This window comes from Amycolatopsis bullii (assembly GCF_014654205.1).
Lineage (GTDB): Bacteria > Actinomycetota > Actinomycetes > Mycobacteriales > Pseudonocardiaceae > Amycolatopsis > Amycolatopsis plumensis.
This window is the reverse complement of record NZ_BNAW01000022.1, coordinates 103,589-126,549: the sequence shown is the minus strand read 5'-3', so window position 1 is coordinate 126,549 and position 22,961 is coordinate 103,589. Positions and strand designations below refer to the sequence as shown.

The window sequence follows — 22,961 nt, the reverse complement described above, 5'->3', positions numbered from 1 at the left end:
ATGGGCGCTCTGCAACTGACGCTCGGCGGGATCTCCGTCGTGCTCGGCCTCGTCGCCTGGGGCATGTTCGCCGCGACCATCGCCCGTTTCGTACGGGTGATCCGCCTCGGCCAGCCCGACTCGACGCGCAACGGGCCGTTCATGCCGCGCATGAAGACGCTGATCAAGGAGTTCGCCGGCCACACCCGGATGAACCGGAAGCGCAGCGTCGGGCCGGCCCACTGGCTCGTGATGTGGGGCTTCCTGATCGGCTCGCTGGCCCTGTTCGAGGCCTACGGCGAGGTCTTCGTGCCGACGTGGGGCTGGCCGATCCTCGACGACTTCCCGCCGTTCCAGCTGCTCATGGAGCTGCTCGGGCTCGGCACGATCGTCGGCGCGCTGGTGCTGATGGCCATCCGGCAGCGCAACCACCCGCGCCGCGCCGACCGCCAGAGCCGGTTCGCCGGCTCGAACTTCAAGTGGGCGTACTTCGTCGAGGCCGTCGTGCTCATCGAGGGCATCGGCATCATCGGCGTCCGGGCCGCGAAGTCCGCGCTGGACACGCACGAGGGGCCGCTGTGGGCGTCCTTCGTCTCGAACCCGATCGGCCAGCTGCTGCCGCCCAGCCCGAACCTGGTGACGATCTTCGCGTTCGTCAAGCTGATGAGCGCCACGGTTTGGCTGATCGTCGTCGCGCGCACGATGACCATGGGCATCGCGTGGCACCGCTTCAGCGCCTTCTTCAACATCTACTTCAAGCGCGAGGACGACGGCGGCGTCGCCCTGGGCGCGCTCAAGCCGATGATGAGCGGCGGCAAGGTCCTCGACCTGGAGGAAGCCGACCCGGACGAGGACACCTTCGGCGTCGGCAAGATCGAGGACTTCAGCTGGAAGGGCTGGCTGGACTTCTCGACGTGCACCGAGTGCGGCCGCTGCCAGGAGCAGTGCCCCGCGTGGAACACGGGCAAGCCGCTCTCGCCGAAGCTGGTCATCACGCAGCTGCGTGACCACGCCTACGCGAAGGCGCCGTACCTGCTGGCCGGCGGCAAGCGCGACATGGCGGGCGACGAGGTCGGTCTTTCCGGCGACAACATGTACGCCGGGATCGACGTCCTCGCGATCGCCGAGTCGCAGAAGGCCCTGGTCGGCGACGACGGCGGCGTCATCGACCCGGACGTCCTGTGGTCCTGCACCAGCTGCGGCGCCTGCGTCGAGCAGTGCCCGGTCGACATCGAGCACGTCGACCACATCGTCGACATGCGCCGCTACCAGGTGATGATCGAGTCGGCGTTCCCCAGCGAGCTGAACGGCATGTTCAAGAACCTGGAGAACAAGGGCAACCCGTGGGGCCAGAACGCCAAGGACCGGCTGGCCTGGACCGAGGACCTGGACTTCGAGGTCCCGGTCTTCGACGGCGACCTCGGCGACGCCGAGTACCTGTTCTGGGTCGGCTGCGCGGGCGCGTTCGAGGACCGCGCGAAGAAGACCACGCGGGCGGTCGCGGAGCTCCTGCACATGGCGGGCGTCAAGTACACCGTGCTCGGCTCGGAGGAGACCTGCACCGGTGACCCGGCCCGCCGCGCCGGCAACGAGTTCCTGTTCCAGATGCTGGCCCAGCAGAACGTCGAGGTGCTGAACTCGGTGTTCGAGGGCCGCGAGCGCAAGGCCCGCAAGGTCGTAGTGACCTGCGCGCACTGCTTCAACACCCTCGCCAACGAGTACCCGGAGCTGGGCGGCCAGTTCGACGTCGTGCACCACACGCAGCTGCTGAACCGCCTGGTGCGCGAGAAGCAGCTGGTGCCGGTGGCGCCGGTCGCCGAGGACGTCACCTACCACGACCCGTGCTACCTCGGCCGCCACAACAAGGTGTACGAGGCGCCGCGCGAGCTGGTCGGCGCGACCGGCGCGCAGCTGCGCGAGATGCCGCGGCACGGCGACAAGTCGATGTGCTGCGGTGCCGGCGGCGCTCGGATGTGGATGGAAGAGAAGATCGGCAAGCGGATCAACATCGAGCGCGTCGACGAGGCGCTCGGCACCGCGCCGTCGAAGATCGCGACCGGCTGCCCGTTCTGCAAGGTGATGCTGAACGACGGCCTCACCGCGCGGCAGAGCGACGGCACGGCGAGCGAGAAGGTCGAGATCGTCGACGTCGCGCAGATGCTGCTGGAGTCGGTCAAGCGCAAGCCGGAACCGAAGCCGATCGCGCTGGGAGCGCCGTCGCTCGCGGAAGAGTGACACATTTCCCGAGAACGCACGGCCCCGGTCAGGTCTCCTGGCCGGGGCCGTTTTCGTGATCACGAAGATTGGTGATCAGGTAGCCATTCCGCTACCCGTTGTCACATCTTTGTCCTGCTCGACAGGCCCGCTAGCTGGGACTTCGTCACGGTAATCGTTTTCCTGAAAGATGTTCATGATAATCACTGAAATGGCCCATCAGGTTGAGGAGAAACGACGGCCTGAACCCTGGACAAGCGGCGTATCCTGGCCTTTCCTCGCCGCCGCCGTTGCCAGCGAGGGCACCTTTGACGATCACGGAAACAGGGGGCGGCACGGATGGCCGAGGACCGGCGGACCACTACGACCGGCCGACACGCACTCCACCCCATCCCGGACGAAATCCGGCTCGCCCAGGACTACGTACCCACGCAACGCACCCTCGTGCGCCCGTACGTCCTCACGCGCGGCCGGACGCAGTCTCGGCGGCACCTCGCGATCGAGGCGATGGTCTCCACCCGGGCCGAGGCGCACTGGGACGGCGCCCGGGTGACCGGCGAGATCCGCTCGGTGCGCTCGCTGTGCCTCCACCCGCGTTCGGTCGCCGAGGTTGCGGCCACGCTGAGCGTGCCGCTCGGCGTCGTGCGCGTCCTGCTCGACGACATGGCCGAGCAGGGCCTGGTGACCATCCACGACAGCCGGACCAACGCCGACGGGCGTCCGGCGATGGCGCTCATGGAACGCGTTCTGCACGGCCTGCGCCGCCTCTGAGCACTACGCTCACCGGGGTGAGCGAGGAATCCGGCAACTCCGGCGGCGAAAGCACCCTGACCGTCCTGCTGGCCGGCGGGGTGAACCTGGCGATCGCCATCATGAAGCTGATCGCGGGCATCATCACCGGCTCGGGCGCGATGCTGTCCGAAGCGGCGCACTCGGTGGCCGACACGATCACCGAAGTCCTGCTGCTGACCGCGTTGAAGCGCTCCGAGCGCCCCGCCGACCGCGTGCACCCCTTCGGCTACGGCAAGGAGCGGTACTTCTGGTCGCTGCTCGCGGCCGTCTCGATCTTCGCCTCGGGCGCGATGTTCGCGCTCTACGAAGGCGTCTCGACGCTGTTCGGGCACGGCGAGGCGCAGAGCACGTCGCTGCTCAGCTACATCGTCCTCGCCGTGGCGTTCCTGCTCGAAGGCACGTCGTGGCTGCAGGCGGTGCGGCAGGTCGTGCGGGAGTCCCGCGCGGAGAACCGCTCGCTGTGGACGTACCTGCGGCTCATCGACGACCCGACGCCGAAGACGGTCCTGTTCGAGGACTCGGCCGCGCTGGTCGGCCTGCTGCTCGCGTTCGGCGGCATCGGGCTGCACCAGCTCACCGGCTCCGAGGTCTGGGACGGCATCGCGTCGATCGCCATCGGCCTGCTGCTCGCCTGCGTCGCCTACCTGCTCGGCCGCACCAACCGCGGCCTGCTGGTCGGGCGCCAGGCCGACCCGACCCTGGTCCGCGGCATCCGCGAACACCTGACCGCCGCGCCGGAGATCGAGGCCCTCGTCGACCTGCAGACCATGCTGATGGGCACCGACCAGGTGCTGGTCTGCACCCGCGTCGACTTCGACGACTCGCTCGGCGCCGCGGACCTCGAACGCGCGTGCGTCCGGCTCGCTTCGGAGCTGACGGAGTCGTTCCACGACGTCACCGAGGTGTTCATCGAGCCGGTGCCGCGGTCCGATCCGGACCTGCGGGCGACGGTGCTGGCGCGGTACGGCGACATCGCCGAGCGGTGGAGCAAGCCTTAACGGGGCCCTTAGCGGGCCTCAGCGGCCCTCAGTACCCGAAGTCCTGGACCCAGTACCAGCCGTCGGTGGTGACGCCGACCCCGATCTTCTTGAGCGAGCAGTTCAGGATGTTCGCGCGGTGGCCTTCGGAGTTCATCCAGGAGTCCATGACCTTCGCCGCGGACGTCTGCCCCCGCGCGATGTTCTCCGCGCCCGGCTTCGGGTAGCCGGCCTGCTTGATGCGCTGGTCGAACGTCGTGCCGTCGGGGCTGGTGTGGGAGAAGAAGTTCTTCTCCGACATCAGGTCGCTGAAGTCCTGCGCGGCCTTCGTGACGTGGGATTCCTCGGTCAGCGGGTCGCAGCCGGCCTTCGCCCGTTCGTCGTTGACCAGCGCGATGACTTGAGCGGTCACGGAAGGCGCCGCGGGCTTGGTGCTCGACGGCGGAGGTGGGGCCTCGGACGTCGACGGCTGCGGCGCGGCGGACGTCTCGGTCGGCGTGGGCTGGGCGCTGGACGTCGTCGGCGCGGGGGCCGAGGCGGTGGGGGCGGGCGGCTGACCGGGGGTGGTGGTCTGGACCTGACCTCCGGCGAGGTCGGTTCCGCTGCCGGCGCCGGCGCCGGCGCGCTCGTTCGGCAGGACCAGCGCCGCGGCGCCGAGCTCGGCGGTGTTTCCTTCCGCGGTGGCCATCCAGGTGCCGGCCGCGGCGGAAAAAACGCCGAGCAGCACACTGAGTGACACCATCACCACGTGAGCACGTTCACCAATGGGGGACACGGCGCAGGAACGTATCACGGGACAATTACGGCGAGAACCCTACGAACGCCCTGGTCACATTTCCCGTCGGCGACAGGTATGGATTTCGGGGCAATCGGGCGCTTCCGCGTTACTCCGTTCAGCGCATTCGGACCACGAAGGCCGCTTCGCCGGACCCACTCACCGGACGACGGGTCGGGTCTTGACCGGTGGCGGTTGCTTTGCTCGTGAAGCCAACTTTCCCGGCGGTCGTTGTGCAGGTGTACGAAAGTTCGGCGTCCACGGCCAGCGTGGTTGCGGCGTGCGCGCACGACGGCGTGTGGTCGTCGGCGACGGTCACGTCGACGAGCGGGACGTCACTGGTGTTCTTGACCAGGATCGAAAACGTGACGGTGCCGCCTTCCCGGACTTCGTACGGTGCCGCGTCTTTCATCACCGCGATGCCAGGGTGGATGACGTCGACTTTTGTGTCACCGGTCGATTGCACGGTGCGACCACTGGGGTCAATTCCGGTGATCTCGAGCGCTTGCCCGAAGTCGTCGGACGGCGCTTTGCGGGTGCAGGTGTAGGCCTTCGCCGTTCCGGCGGCCACGGTTCTTCCTGTCGTGGGTTTCAGCTCGTCGAAGGTCTTAGTGCAGGCCCCGCTCCGGACGTCCGTTCGCCAGGGCGTCCTTGCGGTCGGCGGTGTTCGCGCACGCCGCCGCGGTGGCGACCGTCCCGCCGTCGGCGGCGACCGGGCAGCGCAGGACGCCGTTGCCCGCGTAGACGAAGTCGCCGTACACCACGGCGTCGTACCCCACCTCGAACGGCGGGGCGGCGGCCGCACCCGCCGACGGCACGAAGGCCGAGGCCAGGAAGACCAGTGCCAGCACGAGAATCGGGCGAAGCGGTCTTTCGGGCAACGGCACTCCTCGCCACCTCCGGGGCCGAGACGACCTTGGGAGCGTGGCACGAGACCCTGTTTTGCGCCCTTAAACTCACTCGTTCGTGGCGGCGGTCAGCTTCTCCGTCGACTCGTGGGTGAGCGCGGTGGCGGTCCGGACGAACCCGATGATCGTCCGCAGCTCGTCGTCGGTGTAGCGGTCGCAGAGCTCGTGCATGCCCTTGACGAGGTGGTCCCACAGGTGCACGCCGCTCTCGATGGACCGCAGGTCCAGGGCGATGAGGATCTTGCGCCGGTCGTCCGGGTGCGGCTCGCGGTTGACGATGCCCTTGCCCTCCAGCCGGTCGATCATCGCCGTCACCGACGCGGGCGCGAGCCCCGACAGCCGCGCGAGCTCCTTCGGCGTCTGCGAGCCGAAGCGCGCGAGGTAGTCGAGGACCTTGGTCTCCACCGCCGACAGCCCCCGAGTTGCGGCGATGGCGGTGTGGAACATGACCGTCTCCGTCGACAGCTCCCGCGACCTGAGCAGGACCTCTTCGACGAGTTTCGTTCGCTCGCTTGACACGGGGACCAGCCTAGCTCACTCTTTAGTTCGACAGAACGAATTACTTTCTAAGACATTCGAGGGATCGAACGACATGAGACGGGCACTGATCATCGGGGGCGGCGTCGCGGGCACGATCACGGCCATCGCCCTGCACGAAGCCGGGCACGAGCCGCTGCTGTTCGAGGCATACGACCGCGGCGCCGAGGGCGTCGGCGCATTCCTGACGCTGGCGGTCAACGGCCTCGACGCGCTGCTCCCGCTCGGCCTCAAGGACGTCGTCCGCAGCGCCGGTTTCGACTCCCCGCGGATGTCGATCGGGCTCGGCAACGGCACGCGGCTGGCCGAATTCCCGCTGGGCGGCACCCTCCCGGACGGCACGGTGAGCCAGACCGTCCTGCGCTCCGACCTCTACGTGGCGTTGCGCGACGAGGCCGCGCGCCGCGGCATCCAGGTCGAGTACGGCAAGCGACTGATCGGCGCGAGCCAGACGAACACGCACGTCAGAGCCGACTTCGCGGACGGCTCGCACGCCGAGGGCGACCTTTTGATCGGCGCCGACGGCCTCCGCTCCCGGGTCCGCACGATCATCGGCCCGGACGCGCCGTCACCGCGGTACGTCCCGCTGCTGAACACCGGCGGGTTCGCCGAAGGCCTGGACCTGCCCGACGAGCCGGGCGTGCTGAACATGGTGTTCGGCAAGCGCGTGTTCTTCTGCCACGTCGTCAGCTCGGACGGCCGCGTCTGGTGGTTCGCCAACCCGGCCCGCAAGACCGAGCCGACCGCGTCCGAACTGGCCACGCTGGCCGGGGAGAAGCTGCGCGCCGAACTCCTGCACCTGGTGGCCCCCGACCGGACACCGGCCGCCGAGATCATCCGCGCGACGCGGGAGATCTACCCGGCCTGGCCGACGTACGACTTCCCGACGGTCCCGGTCTGGCACCGCGGCCGCATGGTGATCATCGGCGACGCGGCGCACGCGACGTCACCGGCGGCGGGCCAGGGCGCATCGATGGCCATCGAAGACGCCGTCACGTTGGGCAAATGCCTCCGCGACGTGCCCGATGTCGAGCGCGCACTGGCCACCTACGAGAGCTTGCGGCGCGGGCGCGTCGAGGCGGTGGTCGCGGCCGGCAAGCGCAACGGCGATCAGAAGGTGATCGGCCCGGTCGGGCGCGTGGTCCGCGACTTCTTCATCAAGCGGGCGTTCGCGAAGCCGTTCGACGAGGACCCGAACGCCTTCATGTGGAACCACCACATCGACTGGGACGAAAAGGTCGTGGTTTAGCGCCAGGTGTCCACGCGGTGGAAGTTCTTATACGCCCGGCTCGGGGTCGGGCCGCGCTGCCCCTGGTAGCGGGACCCGGCCTCGCTGGAGCCGTACGGGTGCTCGGCCGAACTCGACAGCCGGAAGATGCACAGCTGGCCGATCTTCATGCCCGGCCAGAGCGTGATCGGCAGGTTCGCGACGTTCGACAGCTCCAGGGTGATGTGCCCGGAGAAGCCGGGGTCGATGAACCCGGCGGTCGAGTGCGTGAGCAGCCCGAGCCGCCCGAGCGACGACTTGCCTTCGAGGCGGCCGGCCAGGTCGTCGGCCAGGGTGACGAGCTCGAACGTCGAGCCGAGGACGAACTCGCCGGGGTGCAGCACGAAGGGCTCGTCGCCCTCCTTCTCGACCAGCGAGGTCAGCTCGTCCTGCTGCAGCTGCGGGTCGATGTGGGTGTACTTGCTGTTGTCGAAGACGCGGAAGAACCGGTCGAGCCGGACGTCGATGCTGGACGGCTGGACCATGCCGGCATCGAAGGGGTCGATGCCGAGCCGGCCGGCGTCGAGCTCTTTGCGGAGGTCACGGTCACTGAGCAGCACGGGCCGAAGCCTATCCGGTGGGTTCAGGCCGCCCGCATGTGCTGCGCGTACGTCGTGTCGGGCGCGAAAATCTTCTCGAGCCGCTTCACGTACCCGCGGCGCCCGGCCTGGCCGATCCGTTCCTGCAGCGCGGTGGCCCCGGGGATGAACCGCCGCACGGTCTCGGCGGCGAAGTTGACCCCCGCCACCGCGACGATCGCCGCCTGCGCGACCGGGTCGTTCGGCAGGCCGAGGAAGTCGGCGTTGGTCTTCCCGAGCACAAGCCGGCTGATGGAGGAGTGCACGGCAACGGAGACGTGCGAGAGCACCTTCCCCACGGCCCCGCGCCCCTCGCCGACGGCGGCGTTGGCCTCGATCAGCGCCTTGGCGAGGCGCTTCGAGTCGTCGTCCGGGATGAACTCGGTGGCCGCGAGCAGCCACAACAGCCGCCAGGCATCCTCTTCCGAGGTGGGCAGCAGTTCGTCGTCGACGCCCATGAGCCAGCCGATGTACCGCCAGAGGTGCAGGATGTCACCGCGCTCACGCGCGGAGTAGCGGAGGCCGAGCAGCTGCGTGCCGAAGACGTAGACGAGCGAGAAGAGCAGAAGCGTCCCGGCGGTCTGCACCTGGTTCACGGGCCGATCCCAGGCGGCGTAGTCCCAGTCGTCCCGCCGGTTCATGGCGGCGCGCACGTGGGCGTGCACGAGCCGGATCCGCAGCGCCGAGGCGTACCCGCGCTCGCCGTGCTTGAGGGCACCGGGCGTGGTGACGTCGATCCACCAGGCGGCGGTCTCGACGAGCCGCCGCGTGGCCTTGTACTCGATCTCACCGGTCCCGACCAGCGATTTCGTGGCGCGCGAGGCGAGGTAGCCGCCCATCAGCGACATGTCCCCGAGCGGGAAGAGCCCCAGCAGCCCGGCCCGGGTGATGGCTTTCGCGCCCCGCTCGAGCCGCTCGTCGTCGACCCAGTAGGGCTTGGCGTCGACCTGCTCGAAGAAGTCCTTGAGCGGCCCGATGGCGTTTGCCCGGTCCGCAAGCGCCTCCTCGAAGAGGGCGCGCCCCTGCCCCTTGGGCTGCTGCGCCATCCAGGCGACGACGTCGTCGGCGAGTTTGTCCTGCACCTGGGCGAACTCGCGGATCCGGGCGATCTGCCGTTCGTCGCCACGGATGTCACCTTCGATGAACAACCGCTGGGCCAGCCGGAACCCGCCTTGCCGGAACAGCTCGGGCTCGTCCATGGCAGTCACCTCCGGAGTCGACAACAAGTGTTGTCACTTGACGGGCGCGAGTCAAGGCGGAGGGCGCTGGACAAGGGGATCACGGTGCCGTGTATGCTGACGACGCACTGCGGATGTAGTTCAATGGTAGAACATCAGCTTCCCAAGCTGAATACGCGGGTTCGATTCCCGTCATCCGCTCTCCTTGAAACCCCGGGCGTTCTGCCCGGGGTTTTCGCTTTCCATTCTCGCGCGCAGATGCGCAACATGAGCGGCAGGCAATCCCTTTTCCTCGGCCCGGGCCAACGCCGGCAAAGCCGACGGCGAACCCAAGCGGTGCAACAACTCCGCCCGCGAAGCGTGCCACCAAGGGTAGTCGTCCAACCCCGTCAAGGCGTCCACCAGCGCCAATGCCGAAGCCGGCCCGTCGCGTTCCGCCACCGCGGCCGCGCGGTTCAAGCGGACCACCGGGGTGTCCTGCACCGACAACAACACGTCGTACCAGGAAATGACCGCGTCCCAGTTCGTTTCGCCGTACGACGGTGCCAGGTCGTGGCAAGCCGCGATCGCCGCCTGGACCACGTACGGGTTCGGCAGCGTTGGCGTCCGGCGCAGGCCGCGGCCGGCCAGCTCCACTCCTTCCTTGATCAGCTCGGCATCCCACAGCGAACGGTCCTGCTCGGAAAGCAACACCGGCACACCCGAGGAGAACCGCGCGGGACGGCGGGCGTCCTGCAGCAGCACCAAAGCCAGCAGCCCCAACGCCGTCGGCTCGTCCGGCATCAGGGAAGCCAGCAGGCGCGCCAGCCGCACGCCCTCCGCGAGCAACGCCGCGCGGCCCGTGTAGCCCTCGTTGAAGATCAGGTACACCGTCGAAGCCACGCCGGCCAGCCGAGAAGGCAGTTCATCCGCCGACGGCACCCGGTACGGAATGCGTGCCTGAGCGATCTTCTGCTTCGCGCGCGTCAGCCGCTTCGCCATCGTCGCTTCCGGCACCAGCAAGCCCCGGGCGACCTCCGCGGTCGACAAACCGCCCAATGTCCGAAGCGCCAAAGCCACCTGCGCTTCCAGCGACAACGCCGGGTGACAGCAGGTGAAGACCAGCCGCAGCAGGTCGTCGCGGACCGACACCGGGTCCGGGTACGGGTCGACGGCTGGCATCGCGACGGCCTCCTTCCCGAGCCGCTTCGCCTCGCGGCGGACCACGTCCACCGCGCGGTGGCGGGCCGCGACCAGCAGCCAGCCGCGGGGATTGGCCGGGACGCCGTCGCGCGGCCACGTCTCCAGTGCGCGCACGACGGCGTCCTGCACCGCGTCTTCGGCCAGGTCGACGCTGCCGGTGACGCGGACCAGCGTGGCCAGTACCCGGATGCCCTCGTCCCGGACCAGCCGCGCGACCGCGTCCCCGGCGCCGGTCACTTGCCGAAGTCGACGACCGGCCGGACCTCGATCGCGCCGTCCCAGGCGCCCGGAATGCGGGCCGCGACCTTGACCGCTTCGTCGAGGTCGGCGCATTCGAGCAGGTAGAAGCCGGTGAGGGCTTCCTTCGTCTCCGCGTACGGGCCGTCGCTGGTGACGATGTCGCCGCCCTTGCCGCCGGTGACGCGGACCGTCGTCGCGGTGGCCGTCGGGTACAGGGCCGCGCCGCCGCGGATCACCGCGGCCGCGCCCGCGCCGAACTCGTCGTAGTCCTTCATCATGTCCGTGGCTTCGGGCGTGGTCGGGTCGATGTCGGTGGCGTAGATGATCGCGGCGTACTTGGGCATGAGCTGCTCCTCGCGGGTCCTGACCGGCGCCGATCGCCGGTTCTCACTGTAGGGACGAACGGGCGAAGCCGCGCCGGGACACTTGTCGCGAAGAAACTTCGGCGGGCAGGGTGACCGCATGGGAGAGCCCGCGCTGTTCGGTCCGGACTTCGATCGCGACCCCTCACCCGCCTACGCCTGGCTGCGCGAACGACCGCCGCACCGGCTCGACTTCCCCACCGGCACCTGGGCCTGGCTGATCACGCGGTACGACGACGCCGTGACGGCGCTCAACCACCCCGCGCTGGTCAAGAGTCCCTTCGCCGGGAACGAAGAGTGGCAGCGCTCGGCATGGGCCTGCCGCTGGACCACCGGCCGTCACTCGTCACCAACATGATCAACACCGACCCGCCCGAGCACACGCGGTTGCGCCGCGCGTGCGCCGGCGCGTTCGGCCCGCGCCGGATGCAGAACCTGCGCGAGCGCGCCCAGCGGGTGACCGACGAGCTGCGCGACGCCGTCGAGGCGCGCGGGCACGGCGATCTCGTCACCGACCTCGCCTACCCGCTGCCGATCGCGATCATCTGCGACCTGCTCGGGGTGCCCGAGTCCTACCGCGAGGACGTCCACGAGTGGTCGCTCGTCATCGACTCCGCCGCTCCCAGGGGGCGTCCCCGGGTCCAGTCTATCGGCGAGGTACGACAAGCAGCCCGAGAATCGGTTCTCCGCCGGCATTTGTCCACATCCCGCCGCGGGTGTGGACAACCTCCGCGATCGGCGCGGATTCACCCAGCGTCGTCGCGCGAAATAGCGGCCGTCGACCGCGTGGCCACGGCTCGCCGTCGCCGAAGCAGACCTGGCCTGCGGCCGAGCCCGATCACGCGCGGGCTCTTCCACCTGCCGATCGAGCTGTGACAACCGGGGCCGGGGGCTCCGCCACCCGGAACCCCCGAAAAGACAGTCAGCCCTCGACGAGTTCCCAGTCCGAGTCCGGCGTCGCCCGGTCGTACACCTGACCCGGCGCGGCCTTCAGCACCGAACGCACGTCCGGATACAGGTTCGCCACGTGCTCCAGCTCCAGCCCCTCGACCTCGAAGTCCTCCGCCTCGGGGACCTCGAACCCGACGAACAGCCAGGTGCCGTCCTGCTCGCGGACCACCTGGCGGACCGCGCGCACCGGCTGCTGCGGGCCGGTCGGGATCTCGGTGAGGCCGCTGCTGATCTGGGCTTCGTCGTCGGGCGAGCCTTCGTACTTCCACGCCGCGCGGCGCTGGGCGAGCAGCCGGACGTCCTCGTCCTCGTCGTCGGACCCGGTCACCGACGAGAGCAGCCACGTGCGGCGCTCCGGGTCCCAGTCGGCGGCCATCCCGGTCGGCAGGTCGGCCAGCGCGCCCAGCTGCGGCAGCAGTTCGACGGCTTCGCGCAGCGACATCTTGCCGAAGCTCTCGCGGTTGACCAGCACGTCGTCGGACAGCTCGGTGCCGTCGCTGATGAACCAGTCGTCCTCGTCGTCCAGCACGACGAAGCCCAGCGCGTCGGGGTCGTTCACCAGGGCCAGCGCGATGATGACCGGCCCTTCCGGGTCCTGGCGCAGCGGCCATTCGGTCGACATGCGTGACATCCCACCATCGGCGCGGTGCGTGCGGGGAGCCGGGGTCACCCGATCGGTTAATTCATCGACTGTTGATATCTGCCGCCCGCGGGATCATCATGGGCGCATGGTGCTCTCCAAACGAGTCGCCCGCTTCAACCGCGTCGCGACCAACCAGGTTCTCAAGCACGTCGCCGGCTGGGCGCCCGGGTTCGCCATGGTCGTCCACAAGGGACGGAAGTCCGGGCGCGAGTTCCGCACGCCGGTCAACGTGTTCCGCACGAAGGACGGTTTCGTCGTCGCGCTGACCTACGGCCCGGAGGCGGACTGGGTGAAGAACGTGCTGGCCGCGGGCGGCTGCACCCTGGTCACCCGGCGGGAAAACCTGTCCACCCACGGCGCCGAGCTCGTGCATGATGAATCACGGAAGGCCATGCCGGTGCCGATCCGGCAGGTCCTCGGCTTGCTGGACGTCAACGACTTTCTGCTGTTGAAACGGGAGTAGACATGATCGAGGGGGAACTCGTCCGGCTGCGCGCCCTGGAGCCGGAAGACGCCGAACGGCTGCACCCGTGGACCTACGACCCCGAAGTCGGCCGGTGGATGGTCAACGAGCACCCCCTCTCGCTGGCCCAGGTGCGCAAGCGCTGCGAGGAACGCGCGCTCAACACCTACGGGAAGGTCGTCCTCGGCATCGAGGCCAAGGCCGAGCGCAAGCTCATCGGCGTCATCGACCTACGGGACGCCGAGCCCGAACTCGGCGAGGCCACGCTGGACGTCTACATCGGCGACGCCGAGTACCGGGGTGGTGGCTACGGCACCGAGGCCCTGCGCATGATGTGCCGCTACGGCTTCAACGCCATGCGGTTGCACCAGATCACGCTGTGGGTGGTCGCCGAGAACGAGGCCGCAAGGCACGTCTACCGCAAGATCGGCTTCGTCGAAGAGGGCCGCCACCGCGAATCGTTCATCGACGCCGACGGCGAGCGGCACGACATGATCCTGATGAGCATGCTGAAGGGCGAGCTCAAGTGGTGAGCCGCTTGGGCGCCCTCAGCCGCCACGCCTCTTCGAGCAGCTCACGCAGCTGATCGACGTCGACGCGGTCCAGGTCGACGATGACCATGCCGTGCCCGTCGTAGTGCGGGGTCGTGAAGAAGGCCGCGTCGCCGGAATCCAGCAACGCGGCCTTCTCGTCGAGCCCGCAGAGCACCACCAGGCCGCCTTCGGCCTCGGTGCGCAGCCGCGCGAACCCCTTGCCCGCCACCTTCAGCGCGGGCGTCCGATACCACGTCGACGCCTCCACCTCCGGCAGCCCGGAGGCGAGGCGGACGACGTCTTCCCAGGTCGTCATGGGTTCATTGTCGACCCGGTGTCTTGGAGAAACCGGACCTACGGCAGGCGGGTGATCCGGTCCGCCGCGGGCGGGGCCAGGTTCGGGTGTGCGCCCAGGTAGGCGATCAGCGCATCGAGGTCCACCGGGCCGCCGGACAGGTTCGTGCCCTTGGTGAACTCGGTGAAGCCGTCCCCGCCGGCGGCGAGGAAGTTGTTCACCGACACGCGGTACGACGCCGCCGGGTCGACCGGCGTGCCGTTGATCGTGAGGTCCGAGATCCGCGAGCCCTGCGGCGCGGACGCCGAGTAGCTGTAGTGCAGCGAGCTCGAGATCTGCAGGAACCGGGTGACCGAGCCCTGCCACTGCTGCTCCAGCACGTTCTTCAGGTTCGCGCCGGTCAGCGTGATCGTCTGCATGATGTTCGCGAACGGCTGCACGGTGAACGCCTCACCGTAGGTCACCACGCCGTCGCCCTCGCCGTTCGGCGACGACTTGTACGTCAGGTCGGCGCGGATGCCGCCCGGGTTGGTCATGGCGACGACCGCGTTGTTCGACTGCGTGCCCGCGAGCTGCGCGTCGGCGATGACGTCGCCGAGCGGCGACTCACCGGCCGCGTTGCCCGCCGCCGGCAGGTCGGCGGTGATGGTGCCGACCTGCTTGTTCGCGATCGGCGCGGACTTCGTCTTGGCCTCGGCGACCAGCGCGGCCACCGCCGGGTCCGGCGTCACCGTGCGGGTGACGATCTCGTTGAACGCCTTGGTCTGCGACCGCACGACGTCACGGGTCTTGCGGCTGATCTTCAGGTCGACCACCGAAAGCAGGCGCCCGAACGACGAGCCCTGGATGACCGGCCGCGGCTGGCCGGCCGGGTCGTTGATCACGCAGTTGTACTGCTGGTGGCTGTGCCCGGTGAAGAAGGCGTCGACCTTCGGCGTCACCGCGGCCGCGATCGCCGCGGCCGGGCCCGGGCGCAGCTTGCAGTCGTTCGGGCCCTCGACCTCGGTGCCGTCGCCCTGGTGCAGGAGCACGACCTGGGCCTTGACGCCGAAGAAGTCGAGCAGGTTCGCGGTCCGGTTGATCGCCTCGACCTCGTCGCCGAACTTCAGGCCCTTGATGGCCTCCGGCGTGACGACGGTGGGCAGGTCCTTCAGCGTGGCGCCGATGACGCCGACCGGGATGCCGCCTTCGAACTTCACGGTGAACGGCAACAGCGCGGGCAGGCCGTTGGTGAAGTACACATTGGACCCGATGAACGGGAAGTTCGCACCCTTGAAGGTGTTCTGGAACTGGCAACCGTCGGTCGGGTGGCAGCCGCCGAACTGCATGCGCTGCAGTTCCTGGTAGCCCTCGTCGAATTCGTGGTTGCCGACGACGGAGGTGTCGACACCCAGCATGTTCAGGAAGTCGATGGTCGGCTCGTCGTGGAACAGCGCCGAGATCACCGGCGACGCGCCGATGTTGTCACCGGCGGACACGACGAACGAGTTGGCCACCTGCGCCCGCAGCTGCTTCACGTGCGTGGCCAGGTACGCGGCGCCGCCGGCGTCCACAGTGGTCCCGTCCGACTGCACCACTCGCCCGCTGGAGCCGGACGGCGGCTCCAGGTTGCCGTGCAGGTCGTTGAACCCGATGATCCGGACGTCGGTGGTGGGATCCGGGCGCTGGCCCGCGGACGCGGGTGCGGTGGTCACCGCCGTCGTCGCCAGCGCGGCCGCGGCCAATACCGCGAGCCGGGTCGAAAGCCTCATGAGTGTTCTTCCTCCGATTCGCGCCCAGGGTCCCCGAACGGGCGCACGGCGGAGGATTCTGCCTCGCGAAGCAGTCACCTACCAGGGTCAAAAGACGGACGTAAAGCGAATGTCACCTAACGGCTTCCGTCGAGCAGGACCCGCGCGACGAGTTCCGGGTCGTCGTTCATCGGCACGTGCCCGCAGCCCGGCAGCAGCCGGAACACCCCGTCCGGCGCGACTTTCCGCAGGTCGGCGACGCGCGGCCGGGCGAGGATCCGATCACGCTCGGCCCAGGCGATGGTCACCGGGACGCCGGTGACCGGCCCGGTGAACCGGAAGTCACCGCGGGACTGGGCGGCGGTGGGCTCGAAGCCCGGGGCAGTGGCGAGCGCGTGGGCGTCCTCGACGACCGTGTCGGGAGTCTGCAGCTCGGGACGTCCGACGATCATCCCGGTCAGGGCGCGGCGTCCGGACGCCGTGGCGGCGATGCGGCGCACGACGTGCGGCGGCGTGCGCTGCGCGAGCGCGCGGTGGGCCTTGAGCGTGGCGATCGCGTACATCTTCTGGCGCCGGTTCCACAACCCGGCCGGCGACAACGCCGTGACGCTGCGGACCAGCCCGGCCTGCCCGAGCGCCAGCGACAGCAGGCCACCGAGCGAGTTGCCGGCGACGTGCGGCCGGCCGAGCCCGAGGTCGGTGAAGAGCTCCTTGAACATCACCAGCGCCGGCTCGATGCCGTACCCGCCGACCGGTTCGGGCGACTCGCCGAAGCCGGGCAGGTCGACGGCGATGACGTCGCGATGGGGCGTGAGCAGCGGGAACACCGGCGCCCACGCCTGACGGCGGTGGCCGATGCCGTGGATCAGCACCAGCGGCTCGCCGCGGCCCGCGCGGTCGTAGACGACGTCGTCCATGACTCGAGAGTAGCGGAATCTGCAACCGGCGGTAACAGTTACTTTGCGTCCGGCACGACGCGGCTCCCGCTGTCGGCCGACCGCTGGACGGCGTCGAGCACCCGGTGCACGCCCACGGCGTGCGCGAAGTCCGGCAGGTCGCCCTTGAGGTGCCGGGCGTAGGCGTGCGCGACGTTGTACGACGGCTCGGCGCTGCGGCCGGCCAGCTGCGGCAGCTCGTAGCGCGCGGGCACGGTGAGCTTTTCCAGCGTGCCGGTCCGGCTGCCCCGCAGCGTCAGCTTCGCGATCCAGAACAGCGGGTCCGCGGCGTCGACGACCAGCGTGCCCTCGGTGCCGTTGATCTCCCAGCGGAAGTTCGTGGCCGGCGACGTCCCGCCGCGCAGGTGCAGGGACGCGACGGCGCCGCCGGTCAGCACGCCGGTGACGGCGATCTGGTCCGGCGCGGTCATCTCGACGGACTCGCCGGTGACCTCGTCACGCACCCGCGGCCGGACGGTCGCCATCGTCGCCGAGAGCTCGGCGAAGCCGCCGAGGACCATGGCCACCGTGTCGACGGTGTGCGCGAACGGGATGGTCAGCATCGTCGCCCCGCCCGCGGGGTGCAGCTGGTAGTCGCGGCCGGCCCGCACGCTCGGGCCCCAGTTCGCGCCCGAAGCGATCAGCGACGTCGAAAGCACGCGGCCGACGTACCCGTCCTTGATGAGGTCACGCAGGTAGCGCAGCGCCGGCGCCGACCGGCCCTGCAGGCCGACCGCGGTCGTCCTGTCCCGCGCGGCTTCGGCCAGCGCCTCGGTCTCGGCCAGGCTGACACCAAGAGGCCACTCGCTCAGCACCTGCTTGCCGGCGGCCAGCGCGGGCTCGATGAGTGCCCGGTGCTCGGGCACCTTGACGGCGACCACCACCAGGTCGACCTCGGGGTGCCGGGCGAGCTCGCCAGCGTCGCCGAAGGTCAGCGGCACGCCGTACTTCTCGCCGGCCACCCGCGCCGTCTCCGCGCTGCTCCCGGCGAGCGCCCGGAGCTCGTAGCCGTCCACCGCGGCCAGCGCAGGCACGTGCGCGGTCGCGGCCCAGCCGCCGTTCGCGCTGAGCCCGACGATGCCGACCCGGACCGGTGCCATGAGCGTTCCTTTCGTTGCCCCCTAAAGACTCCGACGTGCCGAGCGTCGTAGTCATTCCCGTATCGGCGCAAGCCGCATCCGGTTACGACGGCATGACTTCGATCACCCGCGAGCCGTCGATCGGCCGCACCCGGGTCGGCCGAGTGGCCGAGGGAGCCGGGCTCATCGACCGAAGCGGCGCCCCGGCCAAGATCCATAACGTCGATGACATGACGAACGCACAGCTCACGGCCCTGCAGTACGGCTTCATCGCCTTCCTCGCGCTGTGGGCCGTGGTGCTGGTGCCGCAGCTGATCACCCAGCTCGCCCGGCACGGCGGCCTGCGGTGGCGCGGGATCGCGACCACGGCGGCGGTGCTGCTCTACGGCTGCATGACTCTCGCGGTCGTCTTCCTGCCGCTGCCGGGCCCCGGCACCCGCCGGCTCGCCCAGACCGTGCAGCTGCACCCCTTCCAATGGATCGCCGACATCCACACCGAGCTGCTCAAGCACGGCGGGCAGTGGTTCATGACGCAGACGTTCCAGCAGGCGTGCCTGAACGTCCTGCTGTTCGTGCCGCTCGGGGTGTTCGCACGGATCCTTTGGCGCCGCGGCCTGACGGGCACCGCGCTGATCGGCTTCACGGCATCACTGTTCATCGAGGTCACGCAGCTCACGGCCAACTTCGGCACGGCGCCGTACGTCTACCGGATCTTCGACGTCGACGACCTCATGAACAACACGGCCGGGGCGATGGTCGGCTGGGTGTTCGGGGCGCTCCTGCTGACGCTCCGGCGTTCAACGGTCGACGTGCAGCCGGCCCGGAGCGAGCGGGTCGACTTCGCCGAGACGCGCTAGGCGGGCTTTCCGCTGCAGCGCGGCCCGCTTGGCGGCCCGCCGGTCTTCCAGGACGACGACGAGCGCGGCGACGGCCAGGACCAGCGCGACCAGCCCGAGGACGATCGGAAGCTGCACGAAATCCTCCTCGGTACGGCGCTGTGCGGGAGATCACACAGGTTACGCAGGTCAGTGCCGAATTCGCTACCCCACGCGACCGGCCCGGGCAGCGAACCAGTTCCGGTCAGCGGCGAGCCAGCCGTCGAAGGTGAGATCGGCCCAGGTCAAGAGGGTTTGGAGGTCGAGGCGGCGGCAGGTGAATTCCTGGTGCCACCGCCGGTCACGAGCGATCCGCGGACATCGGCCCGCGTCAGCCGGTGACGCGCCGCGGTCGAGCGCGGCGTGCCGGAGACTGGACGGGTGAGCACCCGACCCACCAAGGACCAACTGGCCGCAGCCCACAACACGACCATCCCCGACGTCATCGCCCCCGGCCTCGACGTCCTCTTCTGCGGCATCAACCCCGGCCTCTACTCCGGCGCGCTCGGGCAGCACTTCGCCCGCCCGGGCAACCGCTTCTGGCCCGCGCTCCACAAGGGCGGCTTCACCCCGCGCCTCTACGCACCCAGCGAGCAGGACCAGCTGCTCGACCTCAAGCTCGGCATCACGAACGTCGTCGCGAGGACCACCGCCCGCGCCGACGAACTCACCGACGACGAACTCCGTGAAGGCGGGCGGATCCTCACCGCGAAAGTCCTCGAGTACCGGCCGGCCTGGCTGGCCGTCGTCGGGATCACCGCCTACCGGACCGCCTTCGGGTTCCCGAAGGCGCAGGTCGGCCCGCAAGACCACCGGATCGGCGACACGCGCGTGTGGGTGCTGCCGAACCCGAGCGGGCTCAACGCACACTGGACGCCGGCCGGGCTGGCGGCGGAGTTCGCCCGGCTGCGGGCCGCATCCGAAGACTGTCGAAATCGTTGAACGGCCTGCGGGCCACCCTCAGTAGCGCCGACTGCCCCAACAGGTCCCATCCTGCCCGGCGGAGCCAGCTCCCCAAGATCCACTTCTACGGAAAGTTTGCTGTGACCGGCAGATTGGGCCATGAGGGGGATTTGGCGTCATGAGCTGCGCAATCGCGACTCGTACCAAGCAGGAGGAGTCACTCCACCGGTCCCGGCAGGGGGACCGGACGGCGCCGGAGACGTCCGGCACCGGTGAGCGACGGCGCAGAGACGGAGGCCCGCGATGCACGGCATCGAGCCCACCCGCAGGCCCACGGGGCCGCCGGCCGGACCCGGTGGCGGGCGCAGCCTCGGTGTGGCGGTCGTCGATCCCGTCCCGATCTTCCGCGACGGCCTCGCCGCGCTCGTGCACCGCAGCCAGGGGCTGCACTGGGCCGGACAGGCCGCCAGCCACCACGCCGCTCTGCAGCTGTGCGAGCAGGTCAAGCCGGACGTCGTCGTGCTCGACTCGGCGCTGGACCCGAACTGCCACCTGACCAAGCTGCTCAACGCCGGCGACCCGGCCCTGCTCCTGGTCACCCTGATCCGTGACGCGAATCGCACGCAGCAGTACCTCGCCGCCGCGATCGCCGCGGGCGCGCACGCGATCGTGCCGCGGTCGATCGATTCACGACGTCTCGCCGAAGCGATCCGGCGGGCGCACAGCGAACGCCGGTACATCGACCCGGCGCTGGCCGCGCTGACCGCCCGGCCGAAGCGCGCGACCGCCCCGAAGGGTGACGTCGCCGCCGACAGCCCGCCGTCCCCGCGCGGCGCGATGCCGCTGTCCAGGCGCGAGTACCAGGTGCTCCAACTGGTCGCCGAAGGACTCGAAAACTCGGCGATCGCGAAGCTGCTGTTCCTGTCCGTGGAGACCGTCCGGACCCACGTGAAGAGCATCCTGCGCAAGCTTTCCGCCCGGGACCGGACACACGCGGTGACGATCGCCTTCCGCAGCGGGATCCTCATCGCCCGGCCCGAAGACGGGTACGTCCCGGTGACGGCGGACACAACGGCGATCCCGGGCCACCGCTGACGCCTCTTCACCAGGAAGAAGGCAACATTCAGGGGAATTTCCGATACTCGGAAGTGCGGATCTGCTTGCTCTGGTTACCCACAGGTAATATCCTGAAGTTACCGGCGAGTAAGGCGAACATGTGCCCGGCCGGGGAGCCGAACACATTGGAGTGACGACATGGGCCACTACAAGAGCAACGTCCGAGACCTGGAGTTCAACCTCTTCGAGGTACTCGGCGTGCAGGACCGCCTGGGCAAGGGTGTGCTCGCCGAATCCGACGAAGAGACCGCCCGCGGTGTGCTGTCCGAGCTGAACAAGCTCGCGACCGGCCCGCTCGCCGAGTCCTTCGCCGACGCCGACCGCAACCCGCCCGTGTACGACCCGAAGACGTTCAGCGTCAAGATCCCCGAGTCGTTCAAGAAGAGCTACCAGCAGCTCATCGAGGGCGAGTGGTGGCGCCTCGGCCTGACCAACGACCTCGGCGGCTTCGGTCTCCCCCCGACGGTCCAGTGGGCCGCGTCCGAGCTGATCCTCGGCGCGAACGCCCCGCTGTTCATGTACATGGCGGGCCCGAACTTCGCCATGATCGTCGACAAGAACGGCACCGAAGAGCAGAAGCACTGGGCCCGGATCATGATCGACCGGGCCTGGGGCGCCACGATGGTGCTGACCGAGCCGGACGCCGGATCCGACGTCGGCGCGGGCCGCACCAAGGCCACCAAGCAGGAGGACGGCTCCTGGCACATCGACGGGGTGAAGCGGTTCATCACCTCGGCCGAGCACGACATGAGCGAAAACATCATGCACCTCGTGCTGGCGCGCCCCGAGGGCCCCGGCATCGAGACCAAGCCGGGCACCAAGGGCCTGTCGCTGTTCCTCGTGCCGAAGTTCCACTTCGACACCAAGACCGGTGAGCTGGGCGAGCGCAACGGCGCCTTCGTCACGAACGTCGAGCACAAGATGGGCATCAAGGCCTCGACGACCTGCGAGCTCACCTTCGGCCAGCACGGCACCCCGGCCAAGGGCTGGCTGCTCGGCGAGGTGCACGACGGCATCGCGCAGATGTTCCAGGTCATCGAGTACGCCCGGATGATGGTCGGCACGAAGGCCATCGCGACGCTGTCGACCGGTTACCTCAACGCGCTCGAGTACGCCAAGGAGCGCGTCCAGGGCGCCGACCTGCCGAACATGCTGAACAAGACCGCGCCGCGCGTCACCATCACGCACCACCCGGACGTCCGCCGCTCGCTGATGCTCCAGAAGGCCTACGCCGAGGGCCTCCGCGCGGTGTACCTCTACACCGCCTCCTTCCAGGACCAGCTGTGGACCGGCGAAGGCGACCAGAAGCTCGCGCACGGCGTCAACGACCTGCTGCTGCCGATCGTCAAGGGTGTCGGCTCCGAGCGCGCCACCGAGCAGCTCGTGCAGTCGCTGCAGACGCTGGGTGGCTCCGGCTTCCTGCAGGACTACCCGATCGAGCAGTACATCCGCGACGCGAAGATCGACTCGCTGTACGAGGGCACCACGGCCATCCAGTCGCTGGACTTCTTCTTCCGGAAGATCGTCCGCGACAAGGGCCAGTCGCTGGCCTACGTCGCCGGGGAGATCACCAAGTTCATCGAGTCCGAGGCGGGCAACGGCCGGCTCAAGAACGAGCGTGCGCTGCTCAAGCAGGCCCTCGAGGACACCCAGGGCATGCTCGGCTCGCTGATCGGCTACCTGACGGCGTCCCAGGAGGACCCGCAGAGCATCAACAAGGTCGGCCAGCACACGGTCCGGCTGCTGATGTCGGTCGGTGACCTGCTCATCGGCTGGCAGCTGCTCAAGCACGCCGAGGTCGCCATCGGCAAGCTCGACGCGGGCGCGTCCGCCAAGGACACCCCGTTCTACGAGGGCAAGATCGCCGTGGCGTCGTTCTTCGCGAAGCAGGTGCTGCCGGAGCTGACCGCCCGCCGCGCCATCGTGGAGGCCGCCGACAACGCGCTCATGGAGATCGACGAAGCCGCGTTCTGATCAATGCGTTCCGCCGAAGGGCCCCTTCCGACCCGGGAAGGGGCCCTTCGGCGTTTCGACGCGGGAAAGCCGGGGAATTCCGTCTGCGAGTTCGCGGGACCGAGTGGCCGGATCCGCGATCACCGAGAGGAGAAAGTGATGACTGTCGCCGGCATCATCAGCGCCATCGTCGTCGGGCTGATCATCGGCGTTCTGGGCCGGCTGCTCGCTCCCGGCAAGCAGAACATCCCCATCTGGCTGACCATCGTGATCGGTATCATCGCCGCCTTCATCGGCACGGCGATCGCGCGTGGTCTCGGCTACGCCGACACGGACGGCATCGACTGGCTCGAGGTCCTCACCCAGGTTGTGCTGGCCGCGATCGGTGTCAGCATCGCCGCCGGTGCCTACGGTCGCCGAGGTGTAACCAGGTAACGCTTTCGGATCTGCGGCCCGGCCGGTCCACCTTCGGGTGAACCGGCCGGGCTTTTCCGTG

Annotated in this window: 27 protein-coding genes and 1 tRNA gene; 14 read left to right on the top strand and 14 right to left on the bottom strand. The window is 69.2% G+C overall.

Annotated features, from left to right (window positions below):
• From IE317_RS24095 to IE317_RS24085, 3 genes are all read left to right on the top strand, one after another.
• On the top strand, positions 1 to 2,214 hold the full coding sequence (locus IE317_RS24095; protein ID WP_191313593.1) for a (Fe-S)-binding protein: 2,214 nt from the start codon (positions 1 to 3) through the stop codon (positions 2,212 to 2,214).
• A 318-nt stretch (positions 2,215 to 2,532) separates the two neighbouring features.
• Positions 2,533 to 2,964 (top strand): DUF742 domain-containing protein, encoded by a 432-nt coding sequence (locus IE317_RS24090; protein ID WP_013230882.1) that lies wholly within the window; start codon positions 2,533 to 2,535, stop codon positions 2,962 to 2,964.
• A 17-nt stretch (positions 2,965 to 2,981) separates the two neighbouring features.
• Positions 2,982 to 3,983 (top strand): cation diffusion facilitator family transporter, encoded by a 1,002-nt coding sequence (locus tag IE317_RS24085; RefSeq protein ID WP_191313592.1) that lies wholly within the window; start codon positions 2,982 to 2,984, stop codon positions 3,981 to 3,983.
• Positions 3,984 to 4,011: 28 nt separating this feature from the next.
• Here the strand turns inward: IE317_RS24085 and IE317_RS24080 are convergent, their stop codons facing one another.
• The 4 genes from IE317_RS24080 to IE317_RS24065 all read right to left on the bottom strand — a co-directional run bounded on the left by IE317_RS24080 (position 4,012) and on the right by IE317_RS24065 (position 6,164).
• Positions 4,012 to 4,710 (bottom strand): CAP domain-containing protein, encoded by a 699-nt coding sequence (locus IE317_RS24080; RefSeq protein WP_191313591.1) that lies wholly within the window; start codon positions 4,708 to 4,710, stop codon positions 4,012 to 4,014.
• Between the two features lie 145 nt (positions 4,711 to 4,855).
• A complete protein-coding gene (locus IE317_RS24075; RefSeq protein ID WP_229902890.1) occupies positions 4,856 to 5,308 on the bottom strand; it encodes a DUF7507 domain-containing protein in 453 nt (150 codons plus the stop codon).
• A 37-nt stretch (positions 5,309 to 5,345) separates the two neighbouring features.
• Positions 5,346 to 5,618 carry a hypothetical protein gene (locus IE317_RS24070; RefSeq protein WP_191313610.1) on the bottom strand — a complete coding sequence of 91 codons (273 nt, stop codon included), beginning with the start codon at positions 5,616 to 5,618 and terminating at the stop codon, positions 5,346 to 5,348.
• Positions 5,619 to 5,693: 75 nt separating this feature from the next.
• Positions 5,694 to 6,164 (bottom strand): MarR family transcriptional regulator, encoded by a 471-nt coding sequence (locus IE317_RS24065; protein ID WP_191313590.1) that lies wholly within the window; start codon positions 6,162 to 6,164, stop codon positions 5,694 to 5,696.
• A 73-nt stretch (positions 6,165 to 6,237) separates the two neighbouring features.
• On the opposite strand from IE317_RS24065, the gene IE317_RS24060 reads away from it, so the two are divergent.
• Positions 6,238 to 7,431 carry an FAD-dependent oxidoreductase gene (locus IE317_RS24060; protein ID WP_191313589.1) on the top strand — a complete coding sequence of 398 codons (1,194 nt, stop codon included), beginning with the start codon at positions 6,238 to 6,240 and terminating at the stop codon, positions 7,429 to 7,431.
• Here the strand turns inward: IE317_RS24060 and dcd are convergent.
• Positions 7,428 to 8,009: a dCTP deaminase gene (gene dcd / locus IE317_RS24055; protein WP_003058109.1), complete on the bottom strand. Its 582-nt coding sequence runs from the start codon at positions 8,007 to 8,009 to the stop codon at positions 7,428 to 7,430. The genes IE317_RS24060 and dcd overlap by 4 nt on opposite strands.
• Before the next feature lie 23 nt (positions 8,010 to 8,032).
• Positions 8,033 to 9,226 (bottom strand): oxygenase MpaB family protein, encoded by a 1,194-nt coding sequence (locus tag IE317_RS24050; protein ID WP_191313588.1) that lies wholly within the window; start codon positions 9,224 to 9,226, stop codon positions 8,033 to 8,035.
• Between the two features lie 109 nt (positions 9,227 to 9,335).
• Between IE317_RS24050 and IE317_RS24045 the strand changes: the two genes are divergently transcribed.
• Positions 9,336 to 9,406 (top strand) — tRNA-Gly (locus IE317_RS24045).
• Here IE317_RS24045 and IE317_RS24040 read toward each other — a convergent pair.
• Positions 9,398 to 10,624: an RNA polymerase sigma factor gene (locus IE317_RS24040; RefSeq protein WP_191313587.1), complete on the bottom strand. Its 1,227-nt coding sequence runs from the start codon at positions 10,622 to 10,624 to the stop codon at positions 9,398 to 9,400. The genes IE317_RS24045 and IE317_RS24040 overlap by 9 nt on opposite strands.
• Positions 10,621 to 10,971 carry a YciI family protein gene (locus IE317_RS24035; protein ID WP_043787244.1) on the bottom strand — a complete coding sequence of 117 codons (351 nt, stop codon included), beginning with the start codon at positions 10,969 to 10,971 and terminating at the stop codon, positions 10,621 to 10,623. Before IE317_RS24035 ends, IE317_RS24040 begins: the two co-directional genes overlap by 4 nt.
• Before the next feature lie 118 nt (positions 10,972 to 11,089).
• On the opposite strand from IE317_RS24035, the gene IE317_RS24030 reads away from it, so the two are divergent.
• Together IE317_RS24030 and IE317_RS44665 are read left to right on the top strand one after the other, a co-directional pair.
• Positions 11,090 to 11,347 carry a hypothetical protein gene (locus IE317_RS24030; protein WP_191313586.1) on the top strand — a complete coding sequence of 86 codons (258 nt, stop codon included), beginning with the start codon at positions 11,090 to 11,092 and terminating at the stop codon, positions 11,345 to 11,347.
• Positions 11,287 to 11,865: a cytochrome P450 gene (locus tag IE317_RS44665; RefSeq protein ID WP_229902889.1), complete on the top strand. Its 579-nt coding sequence runs from the start codon at positions 11,287 to 11,289 to the stop codon at positions 11,863 to 11,865. The genes IE317_RS24030 and IE317_RS44665 overlap by 61 nt, the downstream gene beginning before the upstream one ends.
• 46 nt (positions 11,866 to 11,911) lie before the next feature.
• On the opposite strand, the gene IE317_RS24020 is transcribed toward IE317_RS44665, so the two are convergent.
• Positions 11,912 to 12,562, bottom strand: coding sequence for a hypothetical protein (locus tag IE317_RS24020; protein ID WP_191313585.1), 651 nt, complete (start codon positions 12,560 to 12,562; stop codon positions 11,912 to 11,914).
• Between the two features lie 106 nt (positions 12,563 to 12,668).
• On the opposite strand from IE317_RS24020, the gene IE317_RS24015 reads away from it, so the two are divergent.
• Positions 12,669 to 13,046: a nitroreductase family deazaflavin-dependent oxidoreductase gene (locus IE317_RS24015; RefSeq protein WP_191313584.1), complete on the top strand. Its 378-nt coding sequence runs from the start codon at positions 12,669 to 12,671 to the stop codon at positions 13,044 to 13,046.
• Between the two features lie 2 nt (positions 13,047 to 13,048).
• Positions 13,049 to 13,579, top strand: a complete 531-nt coding sequence (locus tag IE317_RS24010; RefSeq protein WP_191313583.1) for a GNAT family N-acetyltransferase — start codon at positions 13,049 to 13,051, stop codon at positions 13,577 to 13,579.
• On the opposite strand, the gene IE317_RS24005 is transcribed toward IE317_RS24010, so the two are convergent.
• From IE317_RS24005 to IE317_RS23990, 4 genes are all read right to left on the bottom strand, one after another.
• Entirely contained in the window at positions 13,569 to 13,895 is a 327-nt protein-coding gene (locus IE317_RS24005; protein ID WP_191313582.1) for an MmcQ/YjbR family DNA-binding protein, read from the bottom strand. The two genes, IE317_RS24010 and IE317_RS24005, sit on opposite strands and share 11 nt — an antisense overlap.
• 38 nt (positions 13,896 to 13,933) lie before the next feature.
• Positions 13,934 to 15,625: a bifunctional metallophosphatase/5'-nucleotidase gene (locus IE317_RS24000; RefSeq protein WP_191313581.1), complete on the bottom strand. Its 1,692-nt coding sequence runs from the start codon at positions 15,623 to 15,625 to the stop codon at positions 13,934 to 13,936.
• A 116-nt stretch (positions 15,626 to 15,741) separates the two neighbouring features.
• Positions 15,742 to 16,521 carry an alpha/beta fold hydrolase gene (locus tag IE317_RS23995; protein ID WP_191313580.1) on the bottom strand — a complete coding sequence of 260 codons (780 nt, stop codon included), beginning with the start codon at positions 16,519 to 16,521 and terminating at the stop codon, positions 15,742 to 15,744.
• 38 nt (positions 16,522 to 16,559) lie between these two features.
• Entirely contained in the window at positions 16,560 to 17,639 is a 1,080-nt protein-coding gene (locus tag IE317_RS23990; protein ID WP_191313579.1) for a Gfo/Idh/MocA family protein, read from the bottom strand.
• 209 nt (positions 17,640 to 17,848) lie between these two features.
• Between IE317_RS23990 and IE317_RS23985 the strand changes: the two genes are divergently transcribed.
• Entirely contained in the window at positions 17,849 to 18,475 is a 627-nt protein-coding gene (locus IE317_RS23985; protein ID WP_191313578.1) for a VanZ family protein, read from the top strand.
• Here the strand turns inward: IE317_RS23985 and IE317_RS23980 are convergent.
• Complete coding sequence (locus IE317_RS23980; protein WP_003058066.1) at positions 18,416 to 18,592, bottom strand: hypothetical protein; 177 nt, start codon at positions 18,590 to 18,592, stop codon at positions 18,416 to 18,418. The two genes, IE317_RS23985 and IE317_RS23980, sit on opposite strands and share 60 nt — an antisense overlap.
• Before the next feature lie 282 nt (positions 18,593 to 18,874).
• Here IE317_RS23980 and mug point away from each other — a divergent pair, with 282 nt between their 5' ends.
• The 4 genes from mug (at position 18,875) to IE317_RS23960 (ending at position 22,900) form a co-directional block, all read left to right on the top strand.
• Positions 18,875 to 19,435 carry a G/U mismatch-specific DNA glycosylase gene (gene mug / locus IE317_RS23975; RefSeq protein ID WP_191313577.1) on the top strand — a complete coding sequence of 187 codons (561 nt, stop codon included), beginning with the start codon at positions 18,875 to 18,877 and terminating at the stop codon, positions 19,433 to 19,435.
• Between the two features lie 264 nt (positions 19,436 to 19,699).
• A complete protein-coding gene (locus IE317_RS23970; RefSeq protein WP_191313576.1) occupies positions 19,700 to 20,491 on the top strand; it encodes a response regulator transcription factor in 792 nt (263 codons plus the stop codon).
• 159 nt (positions 20,492 to 20,650) lie between these two features.
• A complete protein-coding gene (locus IE317_RS23965; protein ID WP_191313575.1) occupies positions 20,651 to 22,486 on the top strand; it encodes an acyl-CoA dehydrogenase in 1,836 nt (611 codons plus the stop codon).
• A 138-nt stretch (positions 22,487 to 22,624) separates the two neighbouring features.
• Positions 22,625 to 22,900, top strand: coding sequence for a GlsB/YeaQ/YmgE family stress response membrane protein (locus tag IE317_RS23960; RefSeq protein ID WP_191313574.1), 276 nt, complete (start codon positions 22,625 to 22,627; stop codon positions 22,898 to 22,900).
• The last annotated feature ends 61 nt before the right edge of the window (positions 22,901 to 22,961 follow it).